At 39.9% G+C, this 23,950-nt stretch carries 25 protein-coding genes and 1 other RNA gene; 9 read left to right on the top strand and 17 right to left on the bottom strand.

The annotated features are described in order from the left end of the window. Positions 1–39: 39 nt before the first annotated feature. The 4 genes from yaaA to BSEPE_RS07390 all read left to right on the top strand — a co-directional run bounded on the left by yaaA (position 40) and on the right by BSEPE_RS07390 (position 2,240). Positions 40–792 carry a peroxide stress protein YaaA gene (gene yaaA, locus BSEPE_RS07405; RefSeq protein WP_066045722.1) on the top strand — a complete coding sequence of 251 codons (753 nt, stop codon included), beginning with the start codon at positions 40–42 and terminating at the stop codon, positions 790–792. After that, positions 771–1,442 (top strand): ComF family protein, encoded by a 672-nt coding sequence (locus tag BSEPE_RS07400; protein WP_066045719.1) that lies wholly within the window; start codon positions 771–773, stop codon positions 1,440–1,442. Before yaaA ends, BSEPE_RS07400 begins: the two co-directional genes overlap by 22 nt. 37 nt (positions 1,443–1,479) lie before the next feature. Continuing rightward, positions 1,480–1,674: non-coding RNA, 6S RNA (ssrS, locus tag BSEPE_RS07395), on the top strand. Positions 1,675–1,694: 20 nt separating this feature from the next. Then, complete coding sequence (locus BSEPE_RS07390; RefSeq protein ID WP_066046197.1) at positions 1,695–2,240, top strand: 5-formyltetrahydrofolate cyclo-ligase; 546 nt, start codon at positions 1,695–1,697, stop codon at positions 2,238–2,240. On the opposite strand, the gene BSEPE_RS07385 is transcribed toward BSEPE_RS07390, so the two are convergent. The 8 genes from BSEPE_RS07385 to lptB are packed head-to-tail and all read right to left on the bottom strand — an operon-like array spanning position 2,227 to position 9,868. After that, on the bottom strand, positions 2,227–3,378 hold the full coding sequence (locus tag BSEPE_RS07385) for an FAD-dependent monooxygenase (protein ID WP_157059399.1): 1,152 nt from the start codon (positions 3,376–3,378) through the stop codon (positions 2,227–2,229). The genes BSEPE_RS07390 and BSEPE_RS07385 overlap by 14 nt on opposite strands. Then, complete coding sequence (gene pmbA, locus BSEPE_RS07380) at positions 3,371–4,690, bottom strand: metalloprotease PmbA (protein ID WP_066045717.1); 1,320 nt, start codon at positions 4,688–4,690, stop codon at positions 3,371–3,373. Before pmbA ends, BSEPE_RS07385 begins: the two co-directional genes overlap by 8 nt. Further along, entirely contained in the window at positions 4,690–5,520 is an 831-nt protein-coding gene (locus BSEPE_RS07375) for a transporter associated domain-containing protein (protein WP_066045714.1), read from the bottom strand. Before BSEPE_RS07375 ends, pmbA begins: the two co-directional genes overlap by 1 nt. 40 nt (positions 5,521–5,560) lie before the next feature. After that, entirely contained in the window at positions 5,561–5,857 is a 297-nt protein-coding gene (locus BSEPE_RS07370; RefSeq protein ID WP_066045711.1) for an RnfH family protein, read from the bottom strand. Then, a complete protein-coding gene (hisA, locus tag BSEPE_RS07365) occupies positions 5,857–6,588 on the bottom strand; it encodes a 1-(5-phosphoribosyl)-5-[(5-phosphoribosylamino)methylideneamino]imidazole-4-carboxamide isomerase (protein ID WP_066045708.1) in 732 nt (243 codons plus the stop codon). The genes BSEPE_RS07370 and hisA overlap by 1 nt, the downstream gene beginning before the upstream one ends. A 37-nt stretch (positions 6,589–6,625) precedes the next feature. Continuing rightward, positions 6,626–8,134 carry a YifB family Mg chelatase-like AAA ATPase gene (locus tag BSEPE_RS07360; RefSeq protein WP_066045705.1) on the bottom strand — a complete coding sequence of 503 codons (1,509 nt, stop codon included), beginning with the start codon at positions 8,132–8,134 and terminating at the stop codon, positions 6,626–6,628. Further along, positions 8,131–9,147 (bottom strand): tRNA (adenosine(37)-N6)-threonylcarbamoyltransferase complex transferase subunit TsaD, encoded by a 1,017-nt coding sequence (gene tsaD, locus BSEPE_RS07355; RefSeq protein ID WP_408065654.1) that lies wholly within the window; start codon positions 9,145–9,147, stop codon positions 8,131–8,133. The genes BSEPE_RS07360 and tsaD overlap by 4 nt, the downstream gene beginning before the upstream one ends. Further along, entirely contained in the window at positions 9,140–9,868 is a 729-nt protein-coding gene (lptB, locus tag BSEPE_RS07350) for an LPS export ABC transporter ATP-binding protein (RefSeq protein ID WP_066045701.1), read from the bottom strand. Before lptB ends, tsaD begins: the two co-directional genes overlap by 8 nt. A gap of 51 nt (positions 9,869–9,919) precedes the next feature. Between lptB and BSEPE_RS07345 the strand changes: the two genes are divergently transcribed. After that, the gene (locus BSEPE_RS07345) at positions 9,920–10,420 is read left to right on the top strand and encodes a bactofilin family protein (protein WP_066045698.1); all 501 of its coding nucleotides are present in this window, start codon (positions 9,920–9,922) and stop codon (positions 10,418–10,420) included. Here BSEPE_RS07345 and BSEPE_RS07340 read toward each other — a convergent pair. Both BSEPE_RS07340 and BSEPE_RS07335 read right to left on the bottom strand, forming a co-directional pair. Further along, on the bottom strand, positions 10,377–11,156 hold the full coding sequence (locus tag BSEPE_RS07340; RefSeq protein WP_231893497.1) for a biotin--[acetyl-CoA-carboxylase] ligase: 780 nt from the start codon (positions 11,154–11,156) through the stop codon (positions 10,377–10,379). The two genes, BSEPE_RS07345 and BSEPE_RS07340, sit on opposite strands and share 44 nt — an antisense overlap. Beyond that, positions 11,105–11,461, bottom strand: coding sequence for a diacylglycerol kinase (locus BSEPE_RS07335; protein WP_066045693.1), 357 nt, complete (start codon positions 11,459–11,461; stop codon positions 11,105–11,107). Before BSEPE_RS07335 ends, BSEPE_RS07340 begins: the two co-directional genes overlap by 52 nt. A gap of 48 nt (positions 11,462–11,509) precedes the next feature. Between BSEPE_RS07335 and truA the strand changes: the two genes are divergently transcribed. Next, the gene (gene truA, locus BSEPE_RS07330) at positions 11,510–12,253 is read left to right on the top strand and encodes a tRNA pseudouridine(38-40) synthase TruA (protein ID WP_066045688.1); all 744 of its coding nucleotides are present in this window, start codon (positions 11,510–11,512) and stop codon (positions 12,251–12,253) included. On the opposite strand, the gene metE is transcribed toward truA, so the two are convergent. After that, the gene (metE, locus tag BSEPE_RS07325) at positions 12,243–14,516 is read right to left on the bottom strand and encodes a 5-methyltetrahydropteroyltriglutamate--homocysteine S-methyltransferase (RefSeq protein WP_066045685.1); all 2,274 of its coding nucleotides are present in this window, start codon (positions 14,514–14,516) and stop codon (positions 12,243–12,245) included. The two genes, truA and metE, sit on opposite strands and share 11 nt — an antisense overlap. A 104-nt stretch (positions 14,517–14,620) precedes the next feature. Between metE and BSEPE_RS07320 the strand changes: the two genes are divergently transcribed. Continuing rightward, positions 14,621–15,505 (top strand): LysR family transcriptional regulator, encoded by an 885-nt coding sequence (locus tag BSEPE_RS07320; protein ID WP_066045682.1) that lies wholly within the window; start codon positions 14,621–14,623, stop codon positions 15,503–15,505. A 9-nt stretch (positions 15,506–15,514) separates the two neighbouring features. Here BSEPE_RS07320 and BSEPE_RS07315 read toward each other — a convergent pair whose 3' ends face one another. Beyond that, positions 15,515–17,455, bottom strand: coding sequence for an SLC13 family permease (locus BSEPE_RS07315; RefSeq protein ID WP_066045676.1), 1,941 nt, complete (start codon positions 17,453–17,455; stop codon positions 15,515–15,517). 215 nt (positions 17,456–17,670) lie between these two features. Here BSEPE_RS07315 and BSEPE_RS07310 point away from each other — a divergent pair, with 215 nt between their 5' ends. Continuing rightward, the gene (locus BSEPE_RS07310) at positions 17,671–18,603 is read left to right on the top strand and encodes a hypothetical protein (protein ID WP_066045673.1); all 933 of its coding nucleotides are present in this window, start codon (positions 17,671–17,673) and stop codon (positions 18,601–18,603) included. 30 nt (positions 18,604–18,633) lie between these two features. Here BSEPE_RS07310 and BSEPE_RS07305 read toward each other — a convergent pair whose 3' ends face one another. Continuing rightward, positions 18,634–19,857 carry an IS256 family transposase gene (locus BSEPE_RS07305; RefSeq protein WP_066045958.1) on the bottom strand — a complete coding sequence of 408 codons (1,224 nt, stop codon included), beginning with the start codon at positions 19,855–19,857 and terminating at the stop codon, positions 18,634–18,636. Positions 19,858–20,062: 205 nt separating this feature from the next. Here BSEPE_RS07305 and BSEPE_RS07300 point away from each other — a divergent pair, with 205 nt between their 5' ends. Beyond that, positions 20,063–20,575, top strand: coding sequence for a hypothetical protein (locus BSEPE_RS07300; protein WP_066045670.1), 513 nt, complete (start codon positions 20,063–20,065; stop codon positions 20,573–20,575). Positions 20,576–20,891: 316 nt separating this feature from the next. Here the strand turns inward: BSEPE_RS07300 and BSEPE_RS07295 are convergent, their stop codons facing one another. Genes BSEPE_RS07295 through purB form a run of 4 tightly spaced genes read right to left on the bottom strand, consistent with a single transcriptional unit; the run spans position 20,892 to position 23,933 of the window. Further along, complete coding sequence (locus tag BSEPE_RS07295) at positions 20,892–21,485, bottom strand: carbonic anhydrase (RefSeq protein ID WP_066045665.1); 594 nt, start codon at positions 21,483–21,485, stop codon at positions 20,892–20,894. 44 nt (positions 21,486–21,529) lie between these two features. Beyond that, positions 21,530–22,048 (bottom strand): ribosome maturation factor RimM, encoded by a 519-nt coding sequence (gene rimM, locus BSEPE_RS07290; RefSeq protein ID WP_066045662.1) that lies wholly within the window; start codon positions 22,046–22,048, stop codon positions 21,530–21,532. A 4-nt stretch (positions 22,049–22,052) separates the two neighbouring features. Then, the gene (gene rpsP, locus BSEPE_RS08220; RefSeq protein WP_066045658.1) at positions 22,053–22,496 is read right to left on the bottom strand and encodes a 30S ribosomal protein S16; all 444 of its coding nucleotides are present in this window, start codon (positions 22,494–22,496) and stop codon (positions 22,053–22,055) included. Positions 22,497–22,556: 60 nt separating this feature from the next. Further along, on the bottom strand, positions 22,557–23,933 hold the full coding sequence (gene purB / locus BSEPE_RS07280) for an adenylosuccinate lyase (protein WP_066045654.1): 1,377 nt from the start codon (positions 23,931–23,933) through the stop codon (positions 22,557–22,559). Positions 23,934–23,950 lie beyond the last annotated feature (17 nt).

Genomic DNA, 23,950 nt, shown 5'->3' with positions numbered 1-23,950 from the left:
GAATATTTTATTCCTATTTTTAATTAAACTACACACGCAATGCTGGCTGTTATTTCCCCCTCAAAAACCCAAGACTTCAACTCCAGTGATATCACTACTCATACGCAAACCAGGCAAATCAAAGAGACAGAGGAGTTGGTTAAATTACTCAAAAGCAAAAGTCAAAATGACATTGCTGAGTTAATGTCCATTAGTGAAAAACTTTCTGCCCTTAATTACGAGCGTTTTCAAACTTTTAAAATCCCTTTTACGCTTGCCAACGCCAAACAAGCTTTGTTAGCCTTCAAAGGGGATGTTTATAACGGCATTGATGCCCTCAGTTTAGATGCTGAAGATTTAGACTTTGCCCAAGCCTCATTGCGTATGTTATCAGGATTATACGGCGTTATTCGTCCCTTAGATTTGATTGCCCCTTACCGTTTAGAAATGGGCACCAGATTGGTCAGTAGCAAAGGCAAAAATCTCTATGAGTTTTGGGGAGATAAAATCTCAAAAATCCTCAACGAAGACGAATCAAAAACCATTATCAACCTCGCCTCCAATGAGTATTTTAAAGCGATTGACAAAAAATCCCTGAATGCAAAAATCATCAATATCGTCTTCAAAGAACTTAAAAACGACCAATACAAAATCATCGGAATCTACGCCAAACGCGCCCGCGGATTAATGGTCAACTATATGATAAAAAACCGTTTCACTACCCCAGAATCCCTCAAAGCATTTGATATTGAAGGTTATCAATTCAAGCCCGACCTTTCCGACGACAGCACATGGGTATTTACCAGGGATTAATACTTAAGCAAACCTGTGTCTTGTGTTCAGAGCAAGCAAATTTCTGCATTTGCGACACCTGCGCTCAAGATTTTAGCAGTAGCCCTCAGCGTTGCAAAACTTGTGCTTATCCCATTACTGGGCACCTTGATTTTTGTATTCCCTGCCTTACTAATTCCCCTGCTTTTAACCGTACTTACACCTTATACGACTACCAAGGTGCCATTGCCCAGCTCATCAAAGATTTTAAGTATAACCAGCAATTCTGCATTGGCAATTACTTCGCTCGGCAACTATACACCCTGTACCAAACCTTGCCAACCTATGACGCTATCCTCCCCATGCCACTGAGTAAACAACGCATCAAACAACGCGGTTTTAATCAAACTCTAGAGTTCTTGCGTAAAATACAACAGCGTACTAAAACACCTATTGACATCCGTAGCGTCCAGCGCATTAAAGCCACCCAGCCACTCTTTGAGCTTACCCCCGAACAACGCCGCGCTGAAATTAAGGGTGCCTTCTCCGTCACCTCTATGCCCTATAAAAAAATTCTCCTTGTTGACGATATCATAACCACTGGTGCCAGCCTTAACGAGCTTGCCATTACCATCCTCAAAAACACACAAGTCACTCACTGCGATGTTATGACCTTGGCACGGGCTGAGTAAAAAAATTGCTATTATTCTCATAACAGGTGATAATAATAATTGTCTATTGTACTTGCGTTGACTTTTGTCCCCTGAGCTGATAAATAAAAAATAAGGAGATGAGATAGTGTGCTATTGTGCAAGCCCGCCTTGCCTTTGGGTATTGAAGCGGGAAGCCTGCGGTATGCTTCGAACTTCCGCCTTGAACCTTAATGGTTCAGGTTTAAAGTCACGCGAGTATGATAGACACTGAATTTTACGGGTTTTATGCAAATGAAAACACTTCGGCAGACGCTCAGACAACAACGACTCGATATTGAACCGCGTGAAAGAGAGCGTTTTGCAAAAATCCTTGCTTCTCAGGTAAAAATGGTTGCAAAAATTGAATATAGGCATAAAGTTGCCTTATATTTGGAAAATGATGGAGAAATTGACCCAAAACACATCGAAAAATGGCTAAAACTTCAAAAAATAGAGATATTTTTGCCTGTTTTGGTTGGAAAATTACTTAAATTTGCCAAAATTGGTGATAAATTTAAGAAAAATCGCTTCGGCATCAAGGAGCCAGATACTTCTGTGTTGTTAAATGCGGAGCAGATGGATGTAATTTTTATGCCTTTGGTGGGGTTTGATCAAAATAAAAATCGGATTGGTATGGGCGGGGGTTTTTATGACCGAACGCTTGCGTTTAGACAAAAGCAGACACATCCAAAATTGTACGGATTGGCATTTGATTGCCAGCAAGTGGATGCAATAGAAACGCGGGCATGGGATGTGCCACTTGATGCGGTGATTACGCCGACGACTATTTACCGCTAGCGTGTTTTTGGAAAAAAGACTTTAAGGCTGGAACTTCATTAATAACATTCATACCAAAACCGCGTAGCCAACGCAATGGTTCGCTGTTTTCTTTGTATACCCAATTTAGAGTTGTCATGGTTTTTGCCATTAATTCGTTGTCTAATCGACGGGCACGGGCGTATTTTCTAAGGGTTTGAAAATCTCCTAATTTGGTGCTATTTGTTGTTAATTGTTTTGATAATTCGATAACATCGGCAAAACCTAGATTTACACCTTGTCCTGCCAGGGGATGGATATTGTGGGCTGAGTCACCGATTAGGGCGAGGTTGGCTTGAACATATTCTTTGGCACTGCGTTCGATGAGAGGGAAGGCTTGGATTTTACTGAGGACTTCAAAACTGCCGAAGCGGTACTCGACGCTTGCCGAGAGGCGATCGGCGAAGGACTCTGGGGGTAGTGCGAGTAATTCATCAGCGAGTTGGTTGTTGGCTGACCAGACGATGGAGGCCTCATTATTGTTAAGGGGCAGGAGGGCAATGATGCTATCAGATAAAAATCGTTGCCAAGTGGTGTTCTTAAAAGCGTGGTCGGCACGGATGTTACAGACGATGGCTTTTTGCTGGTAATCAGTATCGCCAAAGGCGATGTTGGCTAAGTCTCGAATACGAGAACGGGCGCCATCGGCGCCGATGAGCAGCGTACATTCCAAGGTTTGCTTGTTGTCTAAATGTAGGGCATATCCGTGTTTAATTTTGTTTATATCTTTTACTTTTGCATGAATAAATTGCACATTAGTGGTGGCTAATTCAGTAAACATTGCAGACTGAATGCAGTCATTTTCGATGATATGTCCAAGATGCGTTGCGCGGTTATCGGTGGTGGAAAAGTCTAAGTGTCCGTGGGAGTTTTGATCCCATACCTTGGTGTCGGTAAAGGCATATTTGCGTTGGATTTTATTCCATACACCAATGCTTTGCAAAAATATTTCTGAAGTTGGGGTGATAGCGCTAACGCGGGTATGGAAAGCGGTTTTTATTTTAGGATTTGGGTTGTTAGGCTCAATGATGGCAATGTTTAAATTTTGCTTTGCCATTGATAAGGCAAACGCTTTTCCAACCATACCACCACCGACAATAAGAATGTCAAAATTAAGCACTATCACCTGCCACCGTCATTTGATTAACCAAAACTGAGCCGACTTTGATATTGCTACGGTGGTCCACATCGTTGCCGATATGCACAATACCGAGTAGCATTTCTTTGAGGTTGCCAGCGATGGTGAGCCCTGAGACTGGGTATTGGATTTCGCCATTTTCTACCCAAAAACCCAAGGCGCCACGGGAATAATCGCCTGTTGTGCCGTTCACGCCTTGTCCCATTAATTCGGTTACGACTAAGCCTTTTCCCATTGCTTTAATTAGTGTATCTAAACCGCCGTTGAAGTTTTCTTTAATAATAACATTGCTGACACCACCTGCATTTGCGGTAGTTTTTAAGCCCAATTGGTTGGCAGAGTATTGTCCCATCACATACTGCTTGACGCGTCCATCTTGAATGAAATATTGCTCGCGTTTGAGTACGCCGTCATGGTCCATCGTTTTGGCACCTAAAGTCTTTTTGGCAAAAGGGTTTTCGAATAAACTGATGTCTTCTGGTAAGACAATTTTGTCGATACTATTGAGCAAAAAAGTGGATTTTTTATACTGACTGGAGCCGTTCAACGCACCTAAAAGGCTAGAAAATAAGCCGCTAGAAAGGCGAGCGGAAAAAATCACGGGGCATTTTTGTGATTTAATCGTGCGAGACCCTAGTTTTTGTTGGGCTAATTTTGCGGCTTTTTCGCCCACTTTTTGAGGGCTTTCTAAATCCCTAGCATCAAGTGCCGTGGTATATTCATAAGCCGTTTGCATATCATCACCGCGTTTGGCAATCAGAGAACAGTTTAACGAATGTCTCGTGCTACTTTGTGTGGCAATCAAATCATTGGAGTTGGCGTACAAACCTTCGCCTTGAAAACTGGACACTTCAGCGCCTTCAGAATTGTCTATTTCGTTTTGTGCGAGTGCGACTTCTTCGCAGGATTTTGCCAATTCAATGCTCTGCTGCGCGTCTAAATCCCAAGGATAATACAAATCCAAATCAGGTCTATCAAATGCCATTAATTTTTTTGGTGCCAAGCTATTAAAGGGGTCTTCCTGGGTATATTTGGCAATCAAACAAGCGGACTCGATGGTTTTTTCAAGGCTTATGGTACTGGTGTCAACGCTGGATGCGTGTCCTTTTTTGTTGCCAAAATATACATTGACATCAAAGCTTTTGTCTAAATGATATTGCAAGGTTTCTACTTTGCCCAATCGCACGGTGGTAGAAACACCCGAACTGGAACTCAGCGATATTTCATAATCACTGACTTTGTATTTTTTTAATAACGCAATTGCCGTGTGTGCGATTCGTTCTAAAGATGACATTATGCTTTGGTTACCTCCAATAGGTGTAATCGACGAGAATCGGCTTTCAAGACTTTAAAATTAAACCCTTGTAGTGTTATTTTGTCTTTTTGCTCTGGCAAATAAGTAAAGCCGGCAATCACTAGGCCTGCTATAGTGTCTGCATCTTCTACTTGCAATGCGACGGTAAAAAATTTATTAAACTCTTCAATCGGCGTTGTGGCCTTTAGTAAATACCTGCCATTACCAAAATCAATAATATCCTCTTCTTCCATATCGTGCTCGTCTTCAATTTCGCCCACGATTTGCTCCAATATATCTTCTAATGTGACCAAACCAGCAATCTCACCATATTCATCAACTACGACTGCCATGTGGGAATGTTTTTGTTGAAAATCCCGCATCAATGAGCCCAGTGTTTTACTTTCTGGCACTAGTAACACCTGGCGTAGATATTCTTGAAAACTGAAATCTTTACTGTCTTCATTGGACAGATGACCGAGTAAATCTTTTGCTAAAATAACCCCTTGAATCTTATCTCCTTGTGCGTTCAACACAGGGAACCTGGAATGTGATGATTGCACCATTGTTGCCAATAATTGCTCGGTTGAGATGTCATTTTGAATCAGTACCATTTTTGACTTAGGCACCATTACATCGCGCACTTCCATATTTTCAAGTTGCAAGGTGCCTTCTATAAGGCTACGACTGTGAGAATCGATAATGTGGTTTTTTTCCGCTTCTTTTAATGCTTGTAGCAACCCCTCATTTGAATGAATGGGTATATGGAAAAATCGTTTTTTTAGTCTTTGTCCAAAAGACAATGTCGAGGGAGGGCAATCTTCGTTCATTTAAGGTTTAATAAATATTAAACAACTATTTTAACAAAAATTAAACCTTTTTACCACTTCGCATTTTCTTACCTTGTGCAGCGCGTTCTTTACGCACTTTTTTTGGATCGGCAATCAGTGGTCGGTAGATTTCTACACGGTCTTTTTCACGCAAAATTGTGTCTAATTTAGCAATTCTGCCAAAAATTCCGGTTTTATCTTTGTCTAAATCAATTTGTGGGTAACTATCTAATATGCCGGATGCTTCAATTGCTTGTTTGAGCGTTGTGCCTTTCTCTACCTCTAAAGTAAGTAGCGTCTGTTTGTTTTCTAAGGCGTAGGCGACTTCAATAAGCATTATTTAGCGTCGCACAAGTCCTGCGCTTGTTTAAAATCAAGTGTGCCTTCATAAATTGCACGCCCTGTAATTGCCCCTGTGATGCCGTGATGTGCTTCAGTTAAGAGCCCCGAAATATCATTAATATTGGTAATGCCGCCCGATGCAATAATCGGAATTGAAGTCTGTTTGGCAAGACTCGAAGTTGCTTCAATATTTACTCCTTGCATCATCCCATCACGGGCAATATCGGTATAAACAATAGCGCTTACACCATCTTGCTCAAACTTTTTCGACAAATCCACCACCTGCAAATCAGTCTGTGTTGCCCAACCTTCTGTTGCCACCAAGCCATTGTTCGCATCCAAACCAACGATAATTTTGCCAGGAAATTCACGGCACAATTCTGACACAAATTCAGGCCGTGTCACTGCCATCGTGCCAATAATCAAATAACTAATTCCCGCCTCAATATAAGTATTGGCAATCTCCATCGTGCGAATTCCACCCCCAATTTGTACCGGCAAATCGGGAAACGCCCGAGTAATTTCAGTCACACTTTGCGCATTAATCGGCTTACCCTCAAATGCCCCATTGAGGTCCACCAAGTGCAAACGCCTCGCCCCTTGGTCAACCCACTGCTTCGCCATCTCCACAGGGTTGTCAGAAAATACCGTGGTATCCTCCATCAAACCTTGCCTCAAACGCACACATTGACCGTCTTTTAAATCTATTGCTGGGATTATTATCATTGTTTCTATTTTTATTTAAGCGAGTATGTATTTTATATTAATCATTAAACCGTCGATACCCAATCGCTTCAATCAAGTGCGGCTTATCCACAATTGCATTGCCTTCTAAATCAGCAATGGTTCTGGCAACTTTTAGGATGCGGTGGTAGGCGCGGGCGGATAGGTTGAGCTTGTCGATGACGCTGGATAATAAGTGTTTGTTGTCTGCATTTAGATGAGTAAGTTTTTCGATTTCATCGGGCGCAAGTTTGTCGTTAGATTTACCTTGGCGTTTGAGTTGTATGTTGTAAGCTTTGATGACGCGTTGCCTGATGGTTTCGCTGGTTTCGGTTTCTTCTGCGGTTTGGTTAAGCAGGATTTCTTTTGGTAGGGGTGGCACGGTTAGTACCATATCGATTCTGTCTAATAATGGACCTGATATTTTGTTTTTGTATTTATCAATTTGGTCGGCTGTGCAATGGCATTTAGCTGTGCCATCGCCATAATAGCCGCATGGGCAGGGGTTCATTGCGCCGATAAGTTGGAAATTAGCGGGGAAAGTGGATTGTTGTGCAGCGCGTGATAGGTGGATTTCACCACTTTCTAAAGGTTGGCGTAATACCTCTAAAACACTCCTTGGGAATTCGGGTAATTCGTCTAAAAACAACACACCTTCGTGAGCCAATGAGATTTCACCGGGTTTGGGTGGCGAGCCACCACCGACTAAGGCGACTGCCGAAGACGAATGGTGCGGGCTGCGAAATGAGCGGATTTTTAATTGCGTTAAATCTAGTGGCTTATTAGCGACGGAATAGACAGATGCTCTTTCTAGTGCCTTGTCAGTGGTGAGGGGTGGCATGATAGAGGGTAAGCGTTCTGCCAACATTGTTTTACCTGAGCCAGGTGGACCGATTAGTAATAAATTATGCCCACCACTCACGGCAATTTCTAAGGCGCGTTTGGCGTGGTACTGACCTTTGACTTGAGAAAAATCGTTTTGATAAGCAAGTTGTTCATCGGCTAAATTATGCACTAATTGATTGATATTGTCTGCACCATGTAGCAGTTCGCAGACTTGTAAAAGACTCTCGCATGGATAGATTTTTGCTTGACTGACTAATGCGTATTGGTTGGCATCTTGCACGGGCAGAATGATATTGCGTTGGTCTTGGCTACTGGCAATAATGGCGGGTAGCAGGCCCTCAGTGACGCGCAATACACCGTCTAACCCCAATTCTCCGAAAAATTCAAATTGCCTAAAGTTGACGCTAGGGTTGATTTGTTCGCTTGCTATTAAAAGACCAATTGCAATTGGTAAATCGTAACGCCCACCACTTTTTGGCAGGTTGGCAGGGGCAAGACTGACGGTAATGCGACCTTTTGGCAATTTAAAACCTGAATTCATCAAGGCACTGCGCACGCGGTCTTTACTTTCACGCACGGCACCTTCAGGCAAACCGACAATGGAAAACCCTGGTAATCCGCCTGAAATGTGTACTTCAATGGTGACGAGAGGTGCTTGCATGCCTGTAGAGGCGCGGGTAAAAATTTTGGCTAATTTACTCATACTACCTCTAACGTTTCTATGCTCCACCTTGGATTGATGCTAATGTCGGTGCCAGCTGTGACTTGTCCTTTGACTAATCTCAAATGCCCTGCCAAAGCAATCATCGCACCATTATCCGTGCAGAATTCTTGTCTTGGATAAAAAACATTGACGCCAAGTTTTGAACCCATTGTATCTAATTCCCTGCGTAAGGCGGTATTGGCGCTCACACCACCTGCAACCACCAAAGTTTGTCGCCCTGTTTCTTTTAAAGCACGACGGCATTTAATCATTAGAGTTTGTGTTGCGGCGACTTCAAAGGCTTTGGCAATATCGGCTTTTTTTTCGGGGTGTTTGGTAAAAGTATTGCGGGCAAAAGTTTTTAAACCACTGAAGCTAAAATCAAGTCCAGGTCTGTCTATCATTGGTCTTGGGAATTTGAAAACGCCTTCGGTGCCTTGTTCAGCAAGGGCTGATAAGGCGGGACCTCCAGGGTAGCCCAAACCTAAAATCTTAGCCGTTTTATCAAAGGCTTCTCCCACGGCATCGTCTAAAGATTCGCCTAATATTTTGTATTGCCCGATGGCTTTTACATCAACCAACATCGTGTGTCCGCCTGAAACCAATAATGCCACAAAAGGAAAATCAGGCTGTTTGTCTTCTAGCAAAGGGGCGAGTAAATGCCCTTCCATATGGTGTACGCCAAGTGATGGGATTTTAAGGCTCCATGCTAAAGATTTTGCCACCGCACTGCCAACTAATAATGCCCCTGCTAAGCCTGGACCGGCTGTATAGGCGATGCCATCAATATCGGTGAGTGATAAATTGGCGTCTTTTAAGACGGCTTTAATTAAAGGTAGAACGCGCTGAATATGATCACGGGACGCTAATTCTGGCACCACACCGCCGTATTCTGCATGAATTTCGACTTGAGAAAATAATTGATGTGCAATCAATCCATCTTGCTCTGAATACAGGCCAATACCTGTTTCATCGCAAGAACTTTCTACGCCTAATGTAATAAATTTAGCCACGCTCACCAAGATATACTTCACGCACTCTGTTGTTATTTAAGATTTGCTCTTTGCTGCCCTCGGCAATGATTGAACCACCATGTAATACATAAGAGTGGTCGCAGGTGTCTAACATTTCGCGATAGTTGTGGTCGGTAATCAGCACACCGATACCTTTGTTCTTTAGTTGGAAAATAATTTCTTGTATGTCGCCGACAGAAATAGGGTCAACGCCTGCAAATGGTTCGTCCAATAGAATGAATTTTGGATGCATTGCCAATGCTCTGGCAATCTCAACGCGTCGCCTTTCACCGCCAGATAGACTTAAACCATTGATTTTGCGAATATGTTGAATGTTAAATTCATTCAATAGCCCCTCCAAATTATCTTTTTTTTCTTCTTTATTTAAAGCGGTATTTAATTCCAAAACAGCCATAATGTTATTTTCAACAGATAATTTTCTAAAAATAGAGGGTTCTTGGGGTAGGTAACCCAGCCCTAACTTGGCGCGTTTGTGCATCGGCAGGTGTTCAATCCTGCGATCATTCAAAGTGACTTGCCCTGAATCCGATTTAACCAGTCCGCAGGCAATATAAAAGCAAGTGGTCTTCCCTGCGCCATTTGGACCCAGCAAGCCTACCACTTCACCACTTTGCACAAAGAATGAAGCATTAGAAACTATATCTCTGCCTGAATAAGATTTACTGATATTAGAAATATGAAGAGAGTGTGCAGTAGACATAATTTATAAAATTGATTATAATTAACAATTTTATCACTAATACTTAATCCTATGTTTGCCACTAAAAAACCTCAAACCATTGCCCCTTCGAAAGTGCCGACTTCTACTCCCACTAGATCCATCCCTAGAACAACAGACAATAGCGCTCAGAAAGCGCCTGTTGCTAGCGCTTCTAGCCAAGGAAAAACAACCATCTCTAAAGACTGTTTTATTAAAGGTGAAGTTTCAGGCAATGATGATGTCAGTGTTTTAGGCAAGGTTGAAGGTACTATCACCCTTAAAAACAATATTCTTACTATTGAAGAATCTGGCAATGTTAAGGCTAATATTTTTGCCAGAGTGGTGAATGTAACAGGTAGCATGACTGGTAATATTGACGCTAGCGAGAAAATCACTATTCATCAAGATGGCAATGTTACTGGTGATATGGTTGCACCGAAAATAATCCTAAAAGACGGTTCCTATTTCACAGGCAATGTTTCAATGACTGACAATAAAGTAAACCCGATTAACAAGGAAACGACAGAAACTGGGAAGAATAAACACGCTTAATTTCGCGCTTAGTTTTAATCAGTAACGCTCCTTCTGCGTTAACACCGCAACACAGACCTAAAAAGGTTTGTTTTTTGTCGTCATATTGAAGACGCTTACCGTGTAAATAATCAACATTTTCCCATTGCCGGGTGAAATATACAAAGCCTTCGTCTGCAAAAATCTGACAGAATTGCAGAATTTTATTGATTAAATCTTTGTTTAAATCAAATTGATTGATAGGATTTTTGCTAATTGTGCGTAAATCTGTCCATGGCGTTTGGCAATCAATATCCACATCAACATTGATACCAAGTCCGATGACCACAGATTGCATTTGGTTTTTTAGGCTATTTTCAATTAGAATGCCAGCTAATTTCTTGTCTTGATGATAAACATCATTCGGCCATTTAAGTTGTAAATCATTGATACCATAATCTTTGAGTGTCTCAATTAACGCCAAACCTACCACCAAACTCAAACCGCTCAAAGTCACATCGGCTGAAAAAACTCTACGAATAGACAATAGGATGCTATTGTTTTTGCTGCTCAACCAGCGTCGATTGTATTGCCCTTTCCCCTGTGTCTGCTGCATAGCTACACAGACTTGCGTTCTCGGTGAAAAGGCTAACGATGAAAGATAATCATTAGTACTAGGGAGGGTGTCAAAAATATGGCAATCAATGTCGCCAGATAAATGGGCAGTTAAATCAGAATAATTGACCATATCACTATGAATAATATTAACGCCAGCCAAACGGCTGCCGAACCCATGTCTTTTGCTATGCCTGAAAGTGGGTGGTATTCATCGCCAATTCTATCAACGACAGATTCGATGGCTGAATTTAGGATTTCGATTATCAGTATTAGAAATACTGGGAGGATTAGCAATACGCGTTCAATGGCGTCGTCGCGTAAATATAAGGCCAGTGGGATTAAGATAAAACTGAGCCAAACCTCCTGTCGAAATGCGGCTTCTGATTGATAGCACGCCTTTAACCCTTGCATAGAAAAGGTGTAAGCACTAAAAATTCGCTTGACGCCTGTTGCTTCATTTTTCATATAAGTGTTTAGCGTAAAATAGAATAATTTTATTTTACAGTATAAGCCATGAAAGTAGCAATGGGGGTTGAATATATGGGGGGCGATTTCCACGGTTGGCAATTGCAAAAATCTGGCATTCGCACCGTTCAACAAGAGGTTGAAGCTGCGCTTTCAAAAGTGGCAGACCGTCCTATACGCGTATTTTGTTCAGGTAGAACGGATGCAGGTGTACATGCGGTTGAACAGGTAATTCATTTTGAAACCACAGCCGATAGAGAAAACGAGGCTTGGTTATTTGGCGGTAATGTCAATTTGCCTACTGATGTCAATTTCATTTGGGCAAAGCGAGTGGATGATAATTTTCATGCGCGTTTCAGCGCACATGCTAGGCGCTATCATTATAAAATTCATAATACTAGAGTGCGTTCTGCGATTATTGATAAACATTCTTTGTGGGAGCCAAGAAGGTTAAACATTGATGCTATGCAAAAGGCCAGCGAATACCTACTGGGTGAGCATGATTTTTCAGCCTTCCGCGGCAGCCTTTGTCAAGCAAAATCGCCGATTAAAACCATAGAATTTATTCGCTTAAATAAAAACAGTAATGACATTTTATTAGACATTAAGGCAAACGCTTTTCTACATCACATGGTGCGCAATATTGTTGGCACCTTGCTAAAAATCGGCAGGGGTGAGCGGACAGTAGAGTGGATGCAAGAAGTGTTAAAATCTAAGGACAGAAAAAAGGCGGGTGCTACTGCCCCGCCTCAAGGTTTATATTTTATGAAAGCCTTTTATTCTAATTTCTAAGCTGTTTACTTGCCAATATCATATTTTCCAACGCTGGCTTAACCTCGGACCAGTTACGAGTCTTCAGCCCGCAATCAGGATTTACCCATAAACGCTCTGCAGGAATGCGTTGTGCGGCTTTTTGCATAAGCTCAACTATAGAGTTCACCGTAGGAATATTTGGCGAATGAATGTCGTAAACACCTGGTCCAATTTCATTTGGATAAGTAAAATCATCAAAAACATCTAATAATTCCATATCAGAACGAGAAGTTTCAATGGTAATAACATCCGCATCCATGTGTGCGATTGCCCCAATAATATCATTGAATTCTGAATAGCACATATGGGTATGAATTTGGGTTCCATCATTGACACCGTTAGCACTAATTCGATAGGCATTGACAGCCCAGTCAAGATATTCTTGCCATTGAGATTGTCGCAATGGCAATCCTTCTCTTAAGGCTGCTTCATCAATTTGAATGATATTAATATTTGCTTTTTCAAGATCTATAACTTCATCCCTGATGGCAAAAGACAATTGCAAACAAGTGGTTGCACGCGGCTGGTCATCACGCACAAATGACCAGTTGAGCATTGTTACAGGTCCTGTCAGCATTCCTTTCACTGGCTTATTCGTCAATGATTGAGCGTAAACTGCCCATTCTACTGTCATCGGTTTTAAACGGGAAATATCACCGAAAATAATAGGCGGTTTGACGCAACGAGAACCATAAGATTGCACCCAGCCAAATTGACTGAACGCATAACCCTCTAATTGTTGCCCAAAATATTCTACCATATCATTGCGTTCAGGCTCACCGTGAACCAAAACATCTAAACCTAATTCTACTTGCATCTTTATACAATGTTGCACTTCGGCGCGCATTGCTTTAATATACTCAGTCTCTGATAATTGCCCTGCTTTATAATTTCGCCTTGCTTGTCGAATTTCTGTCGTTTGTGGGAATGAGCCAATTGTTGTTGTTGGATACAAGGGTAAATTAAGCTTTTCACCTTGAATTTTTACCCTCACTTTATAACTGGATTGACGATTACCCAGAGCATCACTCACATCAGCAACACGCTGTTTAACAAGACTATTATGAACAAGTAATGAATGTTTTCTGTTGTCAATTGCATTAATATTATTCGCTATTTCTTTAGTAACACTCGCCTGCCCTTGATTGAGTGCCTTGGCTAGAATTCGTAATTCTTCTAATTTTTGCACCGCAAAAGATAACCATGATTTAATATCCACATCCAGTGCTTGTTCGCTGCCTAAATCCACAGGCACATGCAGTAGTGAACAAGAGGGGGCTAGCCACAATCTGTCTTTTAGTTGCTGGTAAATAGGCTTTAACCATAATAAAGTGGCACTAAAATCTGTTTTCCAAATATTACGACCATTAATAACGCCTAAAGATAAAATCTTGTTATCTGCTAAATTATCAATCACTTTTTGCACTTCTTCTTTGGCATTAATTGCATCAATATGTAGCCCATCAACAGGCAAGTTACAAGTAAGCATTAAGTTGTCTTGTAAAGTGCCAAAATAACTGGCAAGTAATAATTTAACAGGGCTGCTAGCCAATGATTGGTAAGTTTTTTCAAATGCCAATTGCCAATCTGCTGATAATTCTGTGACCAAAATAGGCTCATCAATCTGTACCCATTCTATGCCTAATTTTGCTAACTCATCAAATAATTGGGCATATACTACAACTAGAGAATCTAATAAATCCAATTTGTTACTTGTATCTTTAGATTTACCCAACCATAAATAGGTAACAGGTCCTACAATAACAGGCTTGGTATTGATACCCTGTGCTTGTGCTTCAACGATTTGTGCAATCAAGCGTTGCGGTTGTAGTGCAAAATTCGTTGCTTGGCTAAATTCTGGCACAATATAGTGATAATTGGTGTCAAACCATTTGGTCATCTCACCTGCTTGAACACAAGTGCAACTGGATTCATTGGTTGAGGCGCGTCCTCGTGCTACTCGAAAATAATTATCCAATTCATTGTCTGATATGTTTTCAACCCGTTGTGGCACATTGCCCAATAAAAAACTGGTGTCCAAAACTTGGTCATAAAAAGAAAAATCACCTACAGGCGCTAAATCTAAAGCGCTTTGATTTTCCCAATGCTGTTGACGCAGTGTGCTGGCGGTTTGTAATAATTCTTCTTGAGAAATATGGTTTGTCCAATATTTTTCTAATGCAAATTTTAACTCTCGTTGCTTGCCGATACGGGGGAAGCCTAAATTGTGTGTTGTAACCATGATTAAGATGCCTTATTGATTTAAAGTGGATTATTTTATAGCAGTGATAATATGAAGTAAAATGATTGTTTTTACCTTAATTATGAATTATATTCATATATTTTATGATCACCCTAAAACATTTAAAAATTATTCAAGCATTACATGAAAATAACACCTTGACTCGTGCCGCTAATGCGTTGCACTTAAGTCAATCTGCTTTGTCTCACCAAATTCGTTATTTGGAATGTAAACTAAATGTGGCATTTTGGGAAAAAGAGGGTCGAAGTTTGCGTCTGACAAAATCAGGAGAATTGTTATTACAAACTGCACAGCAATTACTACCCATATTAGAACAAACCGAAAAAACACTCAAGGCCTACGCTGAAGGTCGCCAAGGGGTTTTGCGCATTGGGGTTGAGTGTTACCCTTGTTATGAGTGGCTGACCAAGGTGATTGGTGTGTTTTTGCAGAAAATGCCTGATGTGGAAGTGGATATTATTAACAAATTTCAATTTTCTGGACATGAAGGATTGCTGAACCGCCATATTGATATTTTGATAACGCCAGATATAGAGAGAAAATCAGACATTCACACGGAAATATTGGCGCAATATAATTTGGTACTTTTGGTTGCCGATCAACACGCATTGGCACAAAAGACAGTGGTATTTCCAGTAGATTTTGTCGATGAAACTTTATTAACTTTTCCTGTATCATTAGATAGGCTTGATATTTTGACCCGTTTTTTAAATCCTGCACACATCAAACCCAAGCGTATTAAAAAAATAGAATCTATTGACCTTATACTGCAAATGACAGCATTAGGGCGTGGCGTATGCGTATTGCCCGAATGGCTGGCAGATGAGTTTATCAAAAAAATGCCGGTGAAAAAAATCCAAATAAGTACACAAAAATTGAATCAAAAATTGTTTGCCGTCGGACGCCAGCAGGATAAGGAGATTAACTATATTCAGTGTTTTATTGATATCGGCAAAGCGACGAAATAAGCGTTAACGCTAAAAAATAAGACTCATCATCACCATCATAACGACTAAGAACAGTATTGTCATGATGCCACCCGCTTTAATGAAATCAGTTACTTTATAGCCACCTGGGCCCATGATAAGGGCGTTTACTTGATGCGTTGGGATTAGGAATGAATTTGAAGTTGCAATTGCAACTGTTAATGCGTAGATTGCTGGGTCTGCACCGACTTGAATCGCAATATTTACCGCAATCGGTACCAATAAAATGGTTGCGCCAACATTCGACATTACCAAAGTAAAGAAAGTTGCCAAAACTGCAATTGCAGTCAAAATAATCCACGGCGCCATATCGCCCACCACGGCAACCGTTTCTTGTGCAATCCAAAGCGCTGTGCCAGTTTTTGACACTGCCAAACCTAATGGAATTAAACTTGCGAGTAAAAACACCGTTTTCCAAGAAACCGCTCGATAAGCCTCTTCAATATTCAATACTTTGGTCAAAATCATGCCTAATGCACCTGTCAACAAGGCAATAGAAAGTTTGATATCGGTAAATAAAACTAAGAATAATGCAAGACCAAAGAACAAGCCTGCCCATTTGACCTTTTCAGGGCGTGATTCCTCTTGGTGTGGATAATTATTGGTAATGGCAATAAAATCTGGATTATCTGTTAATCGGTCTAAATCTTCCCAGGCTACATAAACAACTAATGTGTCGCCCGATTGAAATTCAACATCACGGATACCTTCACCTTCTTTCATGGTTTTACCACCACGATGCAGGGCAACCATCGCCAGGCCATAAGTTTTTCTAAGCCATACATCGCGTGCCGTTTTACCAATCAAGGAGGAGTTTGGCGGGATAACCACTTCAGCCGTGCCACAATTTTGAGTAGACAAAACATCAGAAAACTTTTCAATTTTATTAGATAATTCTAAGCCAAAACCCGCAACAAAACTTTCTAAATTCTCTATTGAGGTCAACAACCCTAAAGTCATTCCTGCCTGAATTTCGGTACCCCTTTCTACCGAACCATGTCCAATCAAATTATGATCTTCTGTATCACGGACAGCGATGACCCGTATTTTATAAATAGTTTCTACTTGGTCTAATGTCATTCCCACTAAAGAACTGTCTGTAGGTACGCCAACCTCAAACAAATCATAATCAATGCCATAAATTTCTTTAATGTGATTAATGACAGAGGTGGTTTCTTTTTTAACTTTGGCAACGGGTAAAACATATTTACCAGCAATAACGAAATACAGAATGCCAGTAATAACTAAAGCAATACCAATTGGTGTCACTGAAAATAAACCCCAAGTATCCATTTGATTTTCTGCTGTCAATCCTTGATTGGTGGTCAAAATTAAGTCATTCAGTAAAATTAATGGACTTGAGCCTACCATCGTCATTGTACCGCCCAGAATCGCTGTAAAACCCATCGGCATAAGCAATCTTGACATTGGCACACCTGAACGCACTGAAATACGATTGACGACAGGGATAAATAACGCTGCCGCACCGACATTTTGCATAAACGAAGAAATAAAACCAACGGCCGATGAAACGATAGGAATGATGCGGGTTTCTGAGCGACCGCCGACTTTTAGAATGAATGACGCTACTTTTGCCATTAATCCAGTTTTATCCAGACCTGCGCCGATAATCATCACGGCAATAATTGACATCACCGCGTTAGAAGAAAATCCAGTAAACAGTTTTTCACTGTCAACCAGACCACTATCAAGCCCCATCATCGTGTGTACCATTGGCAATGAAATCAACCCTAAAATTACCATTACCGTAATCGCTGCTTCATCTACTTCAACCACTTCAAAGGCAAAAAGATAGATAGTTAGAAGTAAAATGGATAGCATCCACGCGATAGCGACAGAAGGCGCAACGGTCGACAGCCATAACGCAAAGGCTGAAAAAATAAGGGCGACAATGACTTTTTTATTTAGCATGAAATTTTTGGAATTAAATTAAATTAAATGCAAAATTATACCGCACTCAAGTTAACTAATATTCCAGAACTACATACCTTAAGCCGGAAAAAAAGTAACCCCACTTGTTTGATTTGTTATTTTAACCACGCTGAGGCCATTTGTATTAATCCAGTGCAATTTAAGGGGGGCGTCTAAAAACAAGGGGAGTAGGAAGTTTTTTGGCGAGTGAAAAAATGAACAACTCTAAATATCCACTAGATTTATTATTAAAAGTCATTACAGTTAGTGTTGAAAGCATTGTATTATCGGTAAATTATCAAAATTGGAATTTTAAAATGAAAATAATGTTTGATACAAATGTTTGGCAAAAAGTAGTGTTTCCTGAAGACTATGAAAATAAAGAAGAAACTAAATGTTTTGAAATAATAAATGAAGCTATTCGTGATGGAAGAATTACACCTTATTTGTCAGAAACAATATTTACTCTAGAGTTAATTAGAAGAGAAGAAAGACATCAATTTTTTGGAGATGTTGTGTCAAAAATTACAGTAGAAGATAAAAGCACCAGTGAAATTGTTGGAGGCATAATTACTACTGGACCAGACCCAAAAGATTTTGTTAGTTTTGATAAGGACCCTATACTTAAAAAGTATTTTTCAAAAGCAATAAGGTTGGATTTTAAAATTGTAAAATTCCCAAGATGTGGAGGCATAAGAAACACTGGTTTAGAAGGTAATTTAATGACAATAGATGATGCAACTCGTGCTCGTATGTGTGAAGTTGAAGAACAAATATTCAAAAAAGGTGGTGGTTTTTTTTGGATTGAGGATTTAATAAAAAATTGTGATAGTTCCAATATTGCAAATAAAATAAAACAATTGCCAGCATCGGAAAGGACGAAAGCAGAAAAAGCAGTTGCAGAATGGTCGGACGGAGATTCTGTTGCTTGCTGTATTGCCTTAGGGTGTGATTATTTTTGCACAAGAGATACCGCAAATAGTGCTGGAGGTAATTCCATCTTAAGCCAGGAAAATTTAATACGGTTCGATAAAGAATACGGTTTTAAAACAATTAAACCAGAAAAATTAATGGATTGCATACTAAAACAAAAAACAACACAAGTAAACAAAACACACTCCCAAGTAGGAGCTTGGGAGACCCTGTAAACCAGATTGTGTAAACACCTCTTTCAAAAATCAGACATAATCCTTTAATCTATCCTCATGTAAGATTATAAACTGATTCATTGCTTGTGACCAATTTCGTATTGGCATTGTCCATTTCTTACTGGCTGCTTCAATGGCTAAAAAGACCACTTTAAAAGCAGAGTTATCATGATTAAAAATCTTTCTGTTTTTGATAGATTTTCTAATCACTGAGTTTAAGGATTCAATGGCATTAGTGGTATAGATTGCCTTTCTGATTGCCTCAGGATAAGCAAATAGAGTAGCAACATTATCCCAATTTCGTCGCCACGATTTGGCGATACTTGGGAACTGCGTATCCCATTTATACTCAAACTCATCTAACGCCAATAAAGCTTCTTCTTCAGTAATAGACTGATAGATTTGCTTTAAATCACTAGCAACATTCTTACGTTCCTTATAGCCCACATATTTAAGCGAGTTGCGAACCATATGAACAATACACAGTTGTACATCAGCCTGTGGGAACACGGCATTAATAGCTTCGGGGAATCCCGTTAACCCATCGACTGAGGCGATCAGAATGTCTTTTACGCCACGATTAGCAATATCGTTAAGAACGCCCAACCAGAACTTAGAAGATTCATTTTTGGACAACCATAAGCCAAGACATTCTTTTTTACCCTCAAGATTAACGCCTAGGGCAATGTACATGGTCTTTTTAATGATTTGTTTATCTTGCCTAACTTTAATGACAATACCGTCTAAATAAACAATGGGGTAAATCTCATCCAATGGACGATTACGCCACTCTGTGGCTTGAGTAATAACCGCTTGTGTTACATTGGACACCAACGTTGCTGAGATGTCAGCGTCATACATCTCTTTAAAGGTTGTGACAATATCACGGGTGCTCATGCCTTTGGCATACAGGCTTAATATTTGATTATCAAAAGCGCCTAATCTGGTTTGACCCTTCTCAATGATAGCAGGCTCAAAGTTAGCATTGCGATCCCTTGGAATAGCAAGTTCAACTTCGCCATGATTACCTTTAACAATTTTAGAGTAGTAGCCATTGCGAGCGTTATTACTGGCATTAGATTCATTGCCATTTTGTCCATATTTTGGATAGCCAAGGTGATGTTCCATCTCAGCACCAAGTGCCGCTTCTATGGTCATCTTAACCAATGATGCAGACAAGTCTGCCAAGTCATCTTGGGTGTGGATGTCTTTGGCAAGCTCACCAGCAAAAGCACGGAGTTTTTGTTGGTTAATGCCTGTGTTGTTCAGTTGGTTCTTTTGGTTTTTTCTTAGTGTTGCGTTACTCATGTTTTTTCTCCTTTTTAGGGATTATAAAATATGAGGGTTTACACAATCTGGTTTACAGGGTCGCTTGGGAGTGATGTAAAATTTACTAAAAAAGACTTGTATATTCTAAAAAACACTATAAAATGGTATTTTTTTACTAAATATAATTATAATGGATATAGAATACAAGTTGTCACAAGCAACAATAATTTTTGAAGATGTTGCTTTTCTTATTGCCAAAGGAGTATCTGCCAAAGGAGTATCTGCAAAAGACATTCACTCGAGCATAATCAAAGGATTGATAATTTTGTCAGATGTTAAAAAATCAATCTCAACACAAAATACAAAAGAAAATGAATATAATCAAAGCGAATCTAATGAAATAGAAAAAGTGCGAAGGAAATTAAAGTTATGGAGCAAGCCAGAAAGACAACAAAACATCAATTCTCAAATATTAAATGCATATTTAAAATTAAGACGATCTGGTAAAAATTATATAACAGAAATTGATATTCAAAATGAATTACAAAATATAGATGATTTTAAAAACAACTTTGACCAAATGAAAAATATTGCTGAGAAAAATCACGGTAAAATTTTTGAACAAAAGGGAAGTTATGTTGAGATATGGGAGCCAGTAAATTCATTTGTATCTGAATATGAAAATATAGTATTTCAAGAATAAAGCTACATGTCTCGTTCTCAGGCAGGAGTTTGGGAGCGAGGGTGGCATATGCTTTGGAGCGAGGGATATTTTATCTGCTTTTTAAAGGGAATACTACCATTTTCTCTTTAACGGCATGGTTGAACAAGTCAATGGCGCCATTAAAAATACAACGGTTAAAGTAATAACTTATCAAAATATTGATAAGATAAAACTTAAATTTACATCGTAATTTTTTGATTTTTTATAACCTTCATTGTAGGCGCGTAGGATTAACAAAAGAGGCTAAACCTACTGTACCGTATTAGAATTAACTAATATTCTAGAACTGCATATTTTAAGCCGGAAAAAAAGTAACTTCACCTGTTTGTAGGATGTATTTTGCACCTACAATATCGAGTTTGTTCTTTGTCATTGCCATGCGAATAATCTCAGAAGATTCTTGCAATTGCCTTACCGATTGTTTAATGTTAGCGTCCGCTACTTGACATACTAAGCTATCGTGATTGTAATCATCGGTGATTAATGTATCAATAACGGGCTGAATACGCTTGGTAATCGAATGCACACCTGAAGAGATATTATTTTTTTGTATGTGCGCATCAATGGCCGCTGATACCGCACCGCAATGCGTATGTCCGAGTACAATCACCAATGGTGTTTGATACATGCTAATCGCAAATTCGATACTACCAATTTGCGAAGGTGCAACGATATTGCCCGCAATGCGAATAATGAACAAATCGCCAAAACTTTGATCAAAAATCGTTTCGATGGGCACGCGAGAATCGGAACAACCTAAAACAATAGCAAAGGGCATTTGTGGTTTTACCGAATCCTGCTGAGGCGCAAACTCAGGTCTCGTAGTTTGATTATTGACAAATCTTTGGTTGCCGTCAATTAATTTTTGTTGTGCTTGTTGGGTGTTCATAGTTCTATAATTTTATACAAAATTTAACATTAGAGACCACTGCATTAACTTGTTAAAAAATTTTCATCCCAGTCAACCAAAATCTTTTTTGTTGATAAATTTGTTTCAAGTAGAAAGGGGGCGACATAGGGAATCCAATGCTCTTTTTTTCCTTGTACAATAAGTACATGATTAGAGCCTGTGTCCGTCAAATTTTCCACTTTTCCAAAAACAAAACCTGATTGATTAACCACTTCTAGTCCAATCAAGTCTTCCCAATAATGTTTGCCACTTTTAAGTTTTGGTAATTGTGATTTTTCGATATAAATATCCGTACCAATTAAAATTCTTGCCTGTTCACGGTCATTCACATCTTTAATTTTCGCAACAATGGTTTTACCTTGCTCTCGACCGTTAGTGAATTCCAAGTTTTTCCATTGTCCATCCACTTCAATATGCCAAGGCTTGTAGGTCAGGATATTTTTTCTTGGCTCTGTGTGTGAGAATATTTTCACCCAGCCTTGGACGCCAAAAAGGCCGTTAATCGTACCGATCAACAGCCTTTTTGTCGTAGAGATGCTCACTGAATTATTCAGTTGGCTTTTCCTCTTCAGTAGGCGCTTCTTCCGTTGCTGATTCAGCCTCTGCCTTTGTGGCTTCTTTAGCCTCTGCTTCTGCTGCTGCCGCTGCTGCCTCTTCGTCCGCTTTCGCTTTCGCTTCTGCTGCTAATTTCTTTGCAACTGCCTCTGCACGCATTTGCTGTGCTGCAACACGCTTTTCACGGATTGAAGGGTCTCTGAATTCTTTGATAAGTTGCTTGACACGATCTGTTGTTTGTGCGCCTTTTGAAGTCCAATACTCTAATCTATCTTCTTCGATGGTCAACCTAACTTCTTGTCCGCGGGCGACTGGATTAAAATATCCAATACGCTCAATGTAAGCACTGTCTCTGCGCTTGCGAGAGTCTGTTGCTACAATTGAATAAAAAGGTTTTTTCTTGGCTCCACCTCGGGCTAGTCTAATTTTAACCATGGGTTTTTTGCTCCTTGTTTTATTATAAAAATCTTATGCAAAATAACATAAGACGCAGTATTATACCAAATTATCAATATCGTTTGCTAGTTTTTCTGCATCACCTATGTAAGTCATTGGGGTTAATTCAGATAAGGCTTTTTTCGCATCCTCTGGCATATCAAGATTTTTCACAAATTCTGCTAATACTGCTGCATTAATCGTTTGTCCACGGGTGAGTGCTTTGAGTTTTTCATACGGCTCGTCAATACCATAACGACGCATTACCGTTTGAATCGGCTCTGCCAAAACTTCCCATGAACTGTTTAAATCTGCCAATAATTTTTCCTCATTGGTTTTAAGTTTTCCTATGCCTTTTGCAATCGACGCATACGCCACTAAGCAATGTGCACAACTAACACCGAGATTTCTTAAAACCGTTGAGTCAGTCAAATCTCTCTGCCAGCGAGAAATCGCTAATTTGTCCGCCAAATGCGTATTAATGGCGTTGGCAATGCCTAAATTACCCTCGCCATTTTCAAAGTCAATTGGGTTAACTTTATGGGGCATGGTTGAAGAACCAACTTCGCCAGCAATGGTTTTTTGCTTGAAATAACCCAAAGAAATATAACCCCAAACATCGCGACAAAAATCAATCAAAATCGTATTAAAACGATTGATTGAATGGAAATATTCAGCCATATAATCGTGGGTTTCGATTTGCGGTGTATAGGTGGCGTAATTAACGCCCAAATTTTCAATAAACGCTTGTGAGATATTTTGCCAATCTAAATCTGGGTAGGCTGAAATATGGGCATTAAAATTACCCACTGCACCGTTAAATTTACCCATCACTTTGACATTTTCTAGGTGTTTAATTTGGCGTTTTAGGCGATAAGCGAAGTTTGCCATTTCCTTGCCTACGGTTGTTGGTGATGCTGTTTGACCATGGGTACGAGAGAGCATTGGGGTGGATGCATTGGATTTTGCTAAGTCTGTCATTAATGACAAAATATTTTGCATTTGCGCCAACATTACTTTGCGTCCATCAAGCAACATTAAGGCGTGTGATAAGTTATTAATGTCTTCTGAAGTGCAAGCAAAATGGAAAAATTCACTAACCGCATTTAATTCTGCATGGCTTTTAATTTTTTCTTTTAAGAAATATTCAACCGCTTTCACATCGTGATTGGTCGTGCGTTCAATATCTTTAACCGCTTGCGCATCTGCTAGTGAAAAACTAGTGGCAATATTGGTCAAAAATTCGGACGCCTCTTTGCTAAACGAAGGCACTTCGGCAATTCCGTCGATTTCTGACATTGCTTGTAGCCACCTAACTTCAATTAATACGCGATATTTAATCAGTCCAAATTCACTAAAAATTGAATTGAGGACTTTGGTTTTTTCAAAATAGCGTCCATCGATGGGTGAAATTGCAGTGAGTGTATTGAGTTCCATAATGTGGTTAGTTAAAT

Source organism: endosymbiont of Bathymodiolus septemdierum str. Myojin knoll, from assembly GCF_001547755.1.
Lineage (GTDB): Bacteria > Pseudomonadota > Gammaproteobacteria > PS1 > Pseudothioglobaceae > Thiodubiliella.
This window is presented reverse-complemented; position numbering and strand designations above follow the sequence as displayed.

Bases quoted from the DNA above. Each gene is read 5' to 3' on its own strand.
- yaaA (WP_066045722.1), top strand. From the start codon at position 40: ATGCTGGCTGTTATTTCCCCCTCAAAAACCCAAGACTTCAACTCCAGT.
- BSEPE_RS07400 (WP_066045719.1), top strand. From the start codon at position 771: ATGGGTATTTACCAGGGATTAATACTTAAGCAAACCTGTGTCTTGTGT.
- BSEPE_RS07390 (WP_066046197.1), top strand. From the start codon at position 1,695: ATGAAAACACTTCGGCAGACGCTCAGACAACAACGACTCGATATTGAA.
- pmbA (WP_066045717.1), bottom strand. From the start codon at position 4,690: ATGTCATCTTTAGAACGAATCGCACACACGGCAATTGCGTTATTAAAA.
- BSEPE_RS07375 (WP_066045714.1), bottom strand. From the start codon at position 5,520: ATGAACGAAGATTGCCCTCCCTCGACATTGTCTTTTGGACAAAGACTA.
- BSEPE_RS07370 (WP_066045711.1), bottom strand. From the start codon at position 5,857: ATGCTTATTGAAGTCGCCTACGCCTTAGAAAACAAACAGACGCTACTT.
- hisA (WP_066045708.1), bottom strand. From the start codon at position 6,588: ATGATAATAATCCCAGCAATAGATTTAAAAGACGGTCAATGTGTGCGT.
- BSEPE_RS07360 (WP_066045705.1), bottom strand. From the start codon at position 8,134: ATGAGTAAATTAGCCAAAATTTTTACCCGCGCCTCTACAGGCATGCAA.
- lptB (WP_066045701.1), bottom strand. From the start codon at position 9,868: ATGTCTACTGCACACTCTCTTCATATTTCTAATATCAGTAAATCTTAT.
- BSEPE_RS07345 (WP_066045698.1), top strand. From the start codon at position 9,920: ATGTTTGCCACTAAAAAACCTCAAACCATTGCCCCTTCGAAAGTGCCG.
- BSEPE_RS07335 (WP_066045693.1), bottom strand. From the start codon at position 11,461: ATGAAAAATGAAGCAACAGGCGTCAAGCGAATTTTTAGTGCTTACACC.
- truA (WP_066045688.1), top strand. From the start codon at position 11,510: ATGAAAGTAGCAATGGGGGTTGAATATATGGGGGGCGATTTCCACGGT.
- metE (WP_066045685.1), bottom strand. From the start codon at position 14,516: ATGGTTACAACACACAATTTAGGCTTCCCCCGTATCGGCAAGCAACGA.
- BSEPE_RS07320 (WP_066045682.1), top strand. From the start codon at position 14,621: ATGATCACCCTAAAACATTTAAAAATTATTCAAGCATTACATGAAAAT.
- BSEPE_RS07315 (WP_066045676.1), bottom strand. From the start codon at position 17,455: ATGCTAAATAAAAAAGTCATTGTCGCCCTTATTTTTTCAGCCTTTGCG.
- BSEPE_RS07310 (WP_066045673.1), top strand. From the start codon at position 17,671: ATGAACAACTCTAAATATCCACTAGATTTATTATTAAAAGTCATTACA.
- BSEPE_RS07300 (WP_066045670.1), top strand. From the start codon at position 20,063: ATGGATATAGAATACAAGTTGTCACAAGCAACAATAATTTTTGAAGAT.
- BSEPE_RS07295 (WP_066045665.1), bottom strand. From the start codon at position 21,485: ATGAACACCCAACAAGCACAACAAAAATTAATTGACGGCAACCAAAGA.
- rpsP (WP_066045658.1), bottom strand. From the start codon at position 22,496: ATGGTTAAAATTAGACTAGCCCGAGGTGGAGCCAAGAAAAAACCTTTT.
- purB (WP_066045654.1), bottom strand. From the start codon at position 23,933: ATGGAACTCAATACACTCACTGCAATTTCACCCATCGATGGACGCTAT.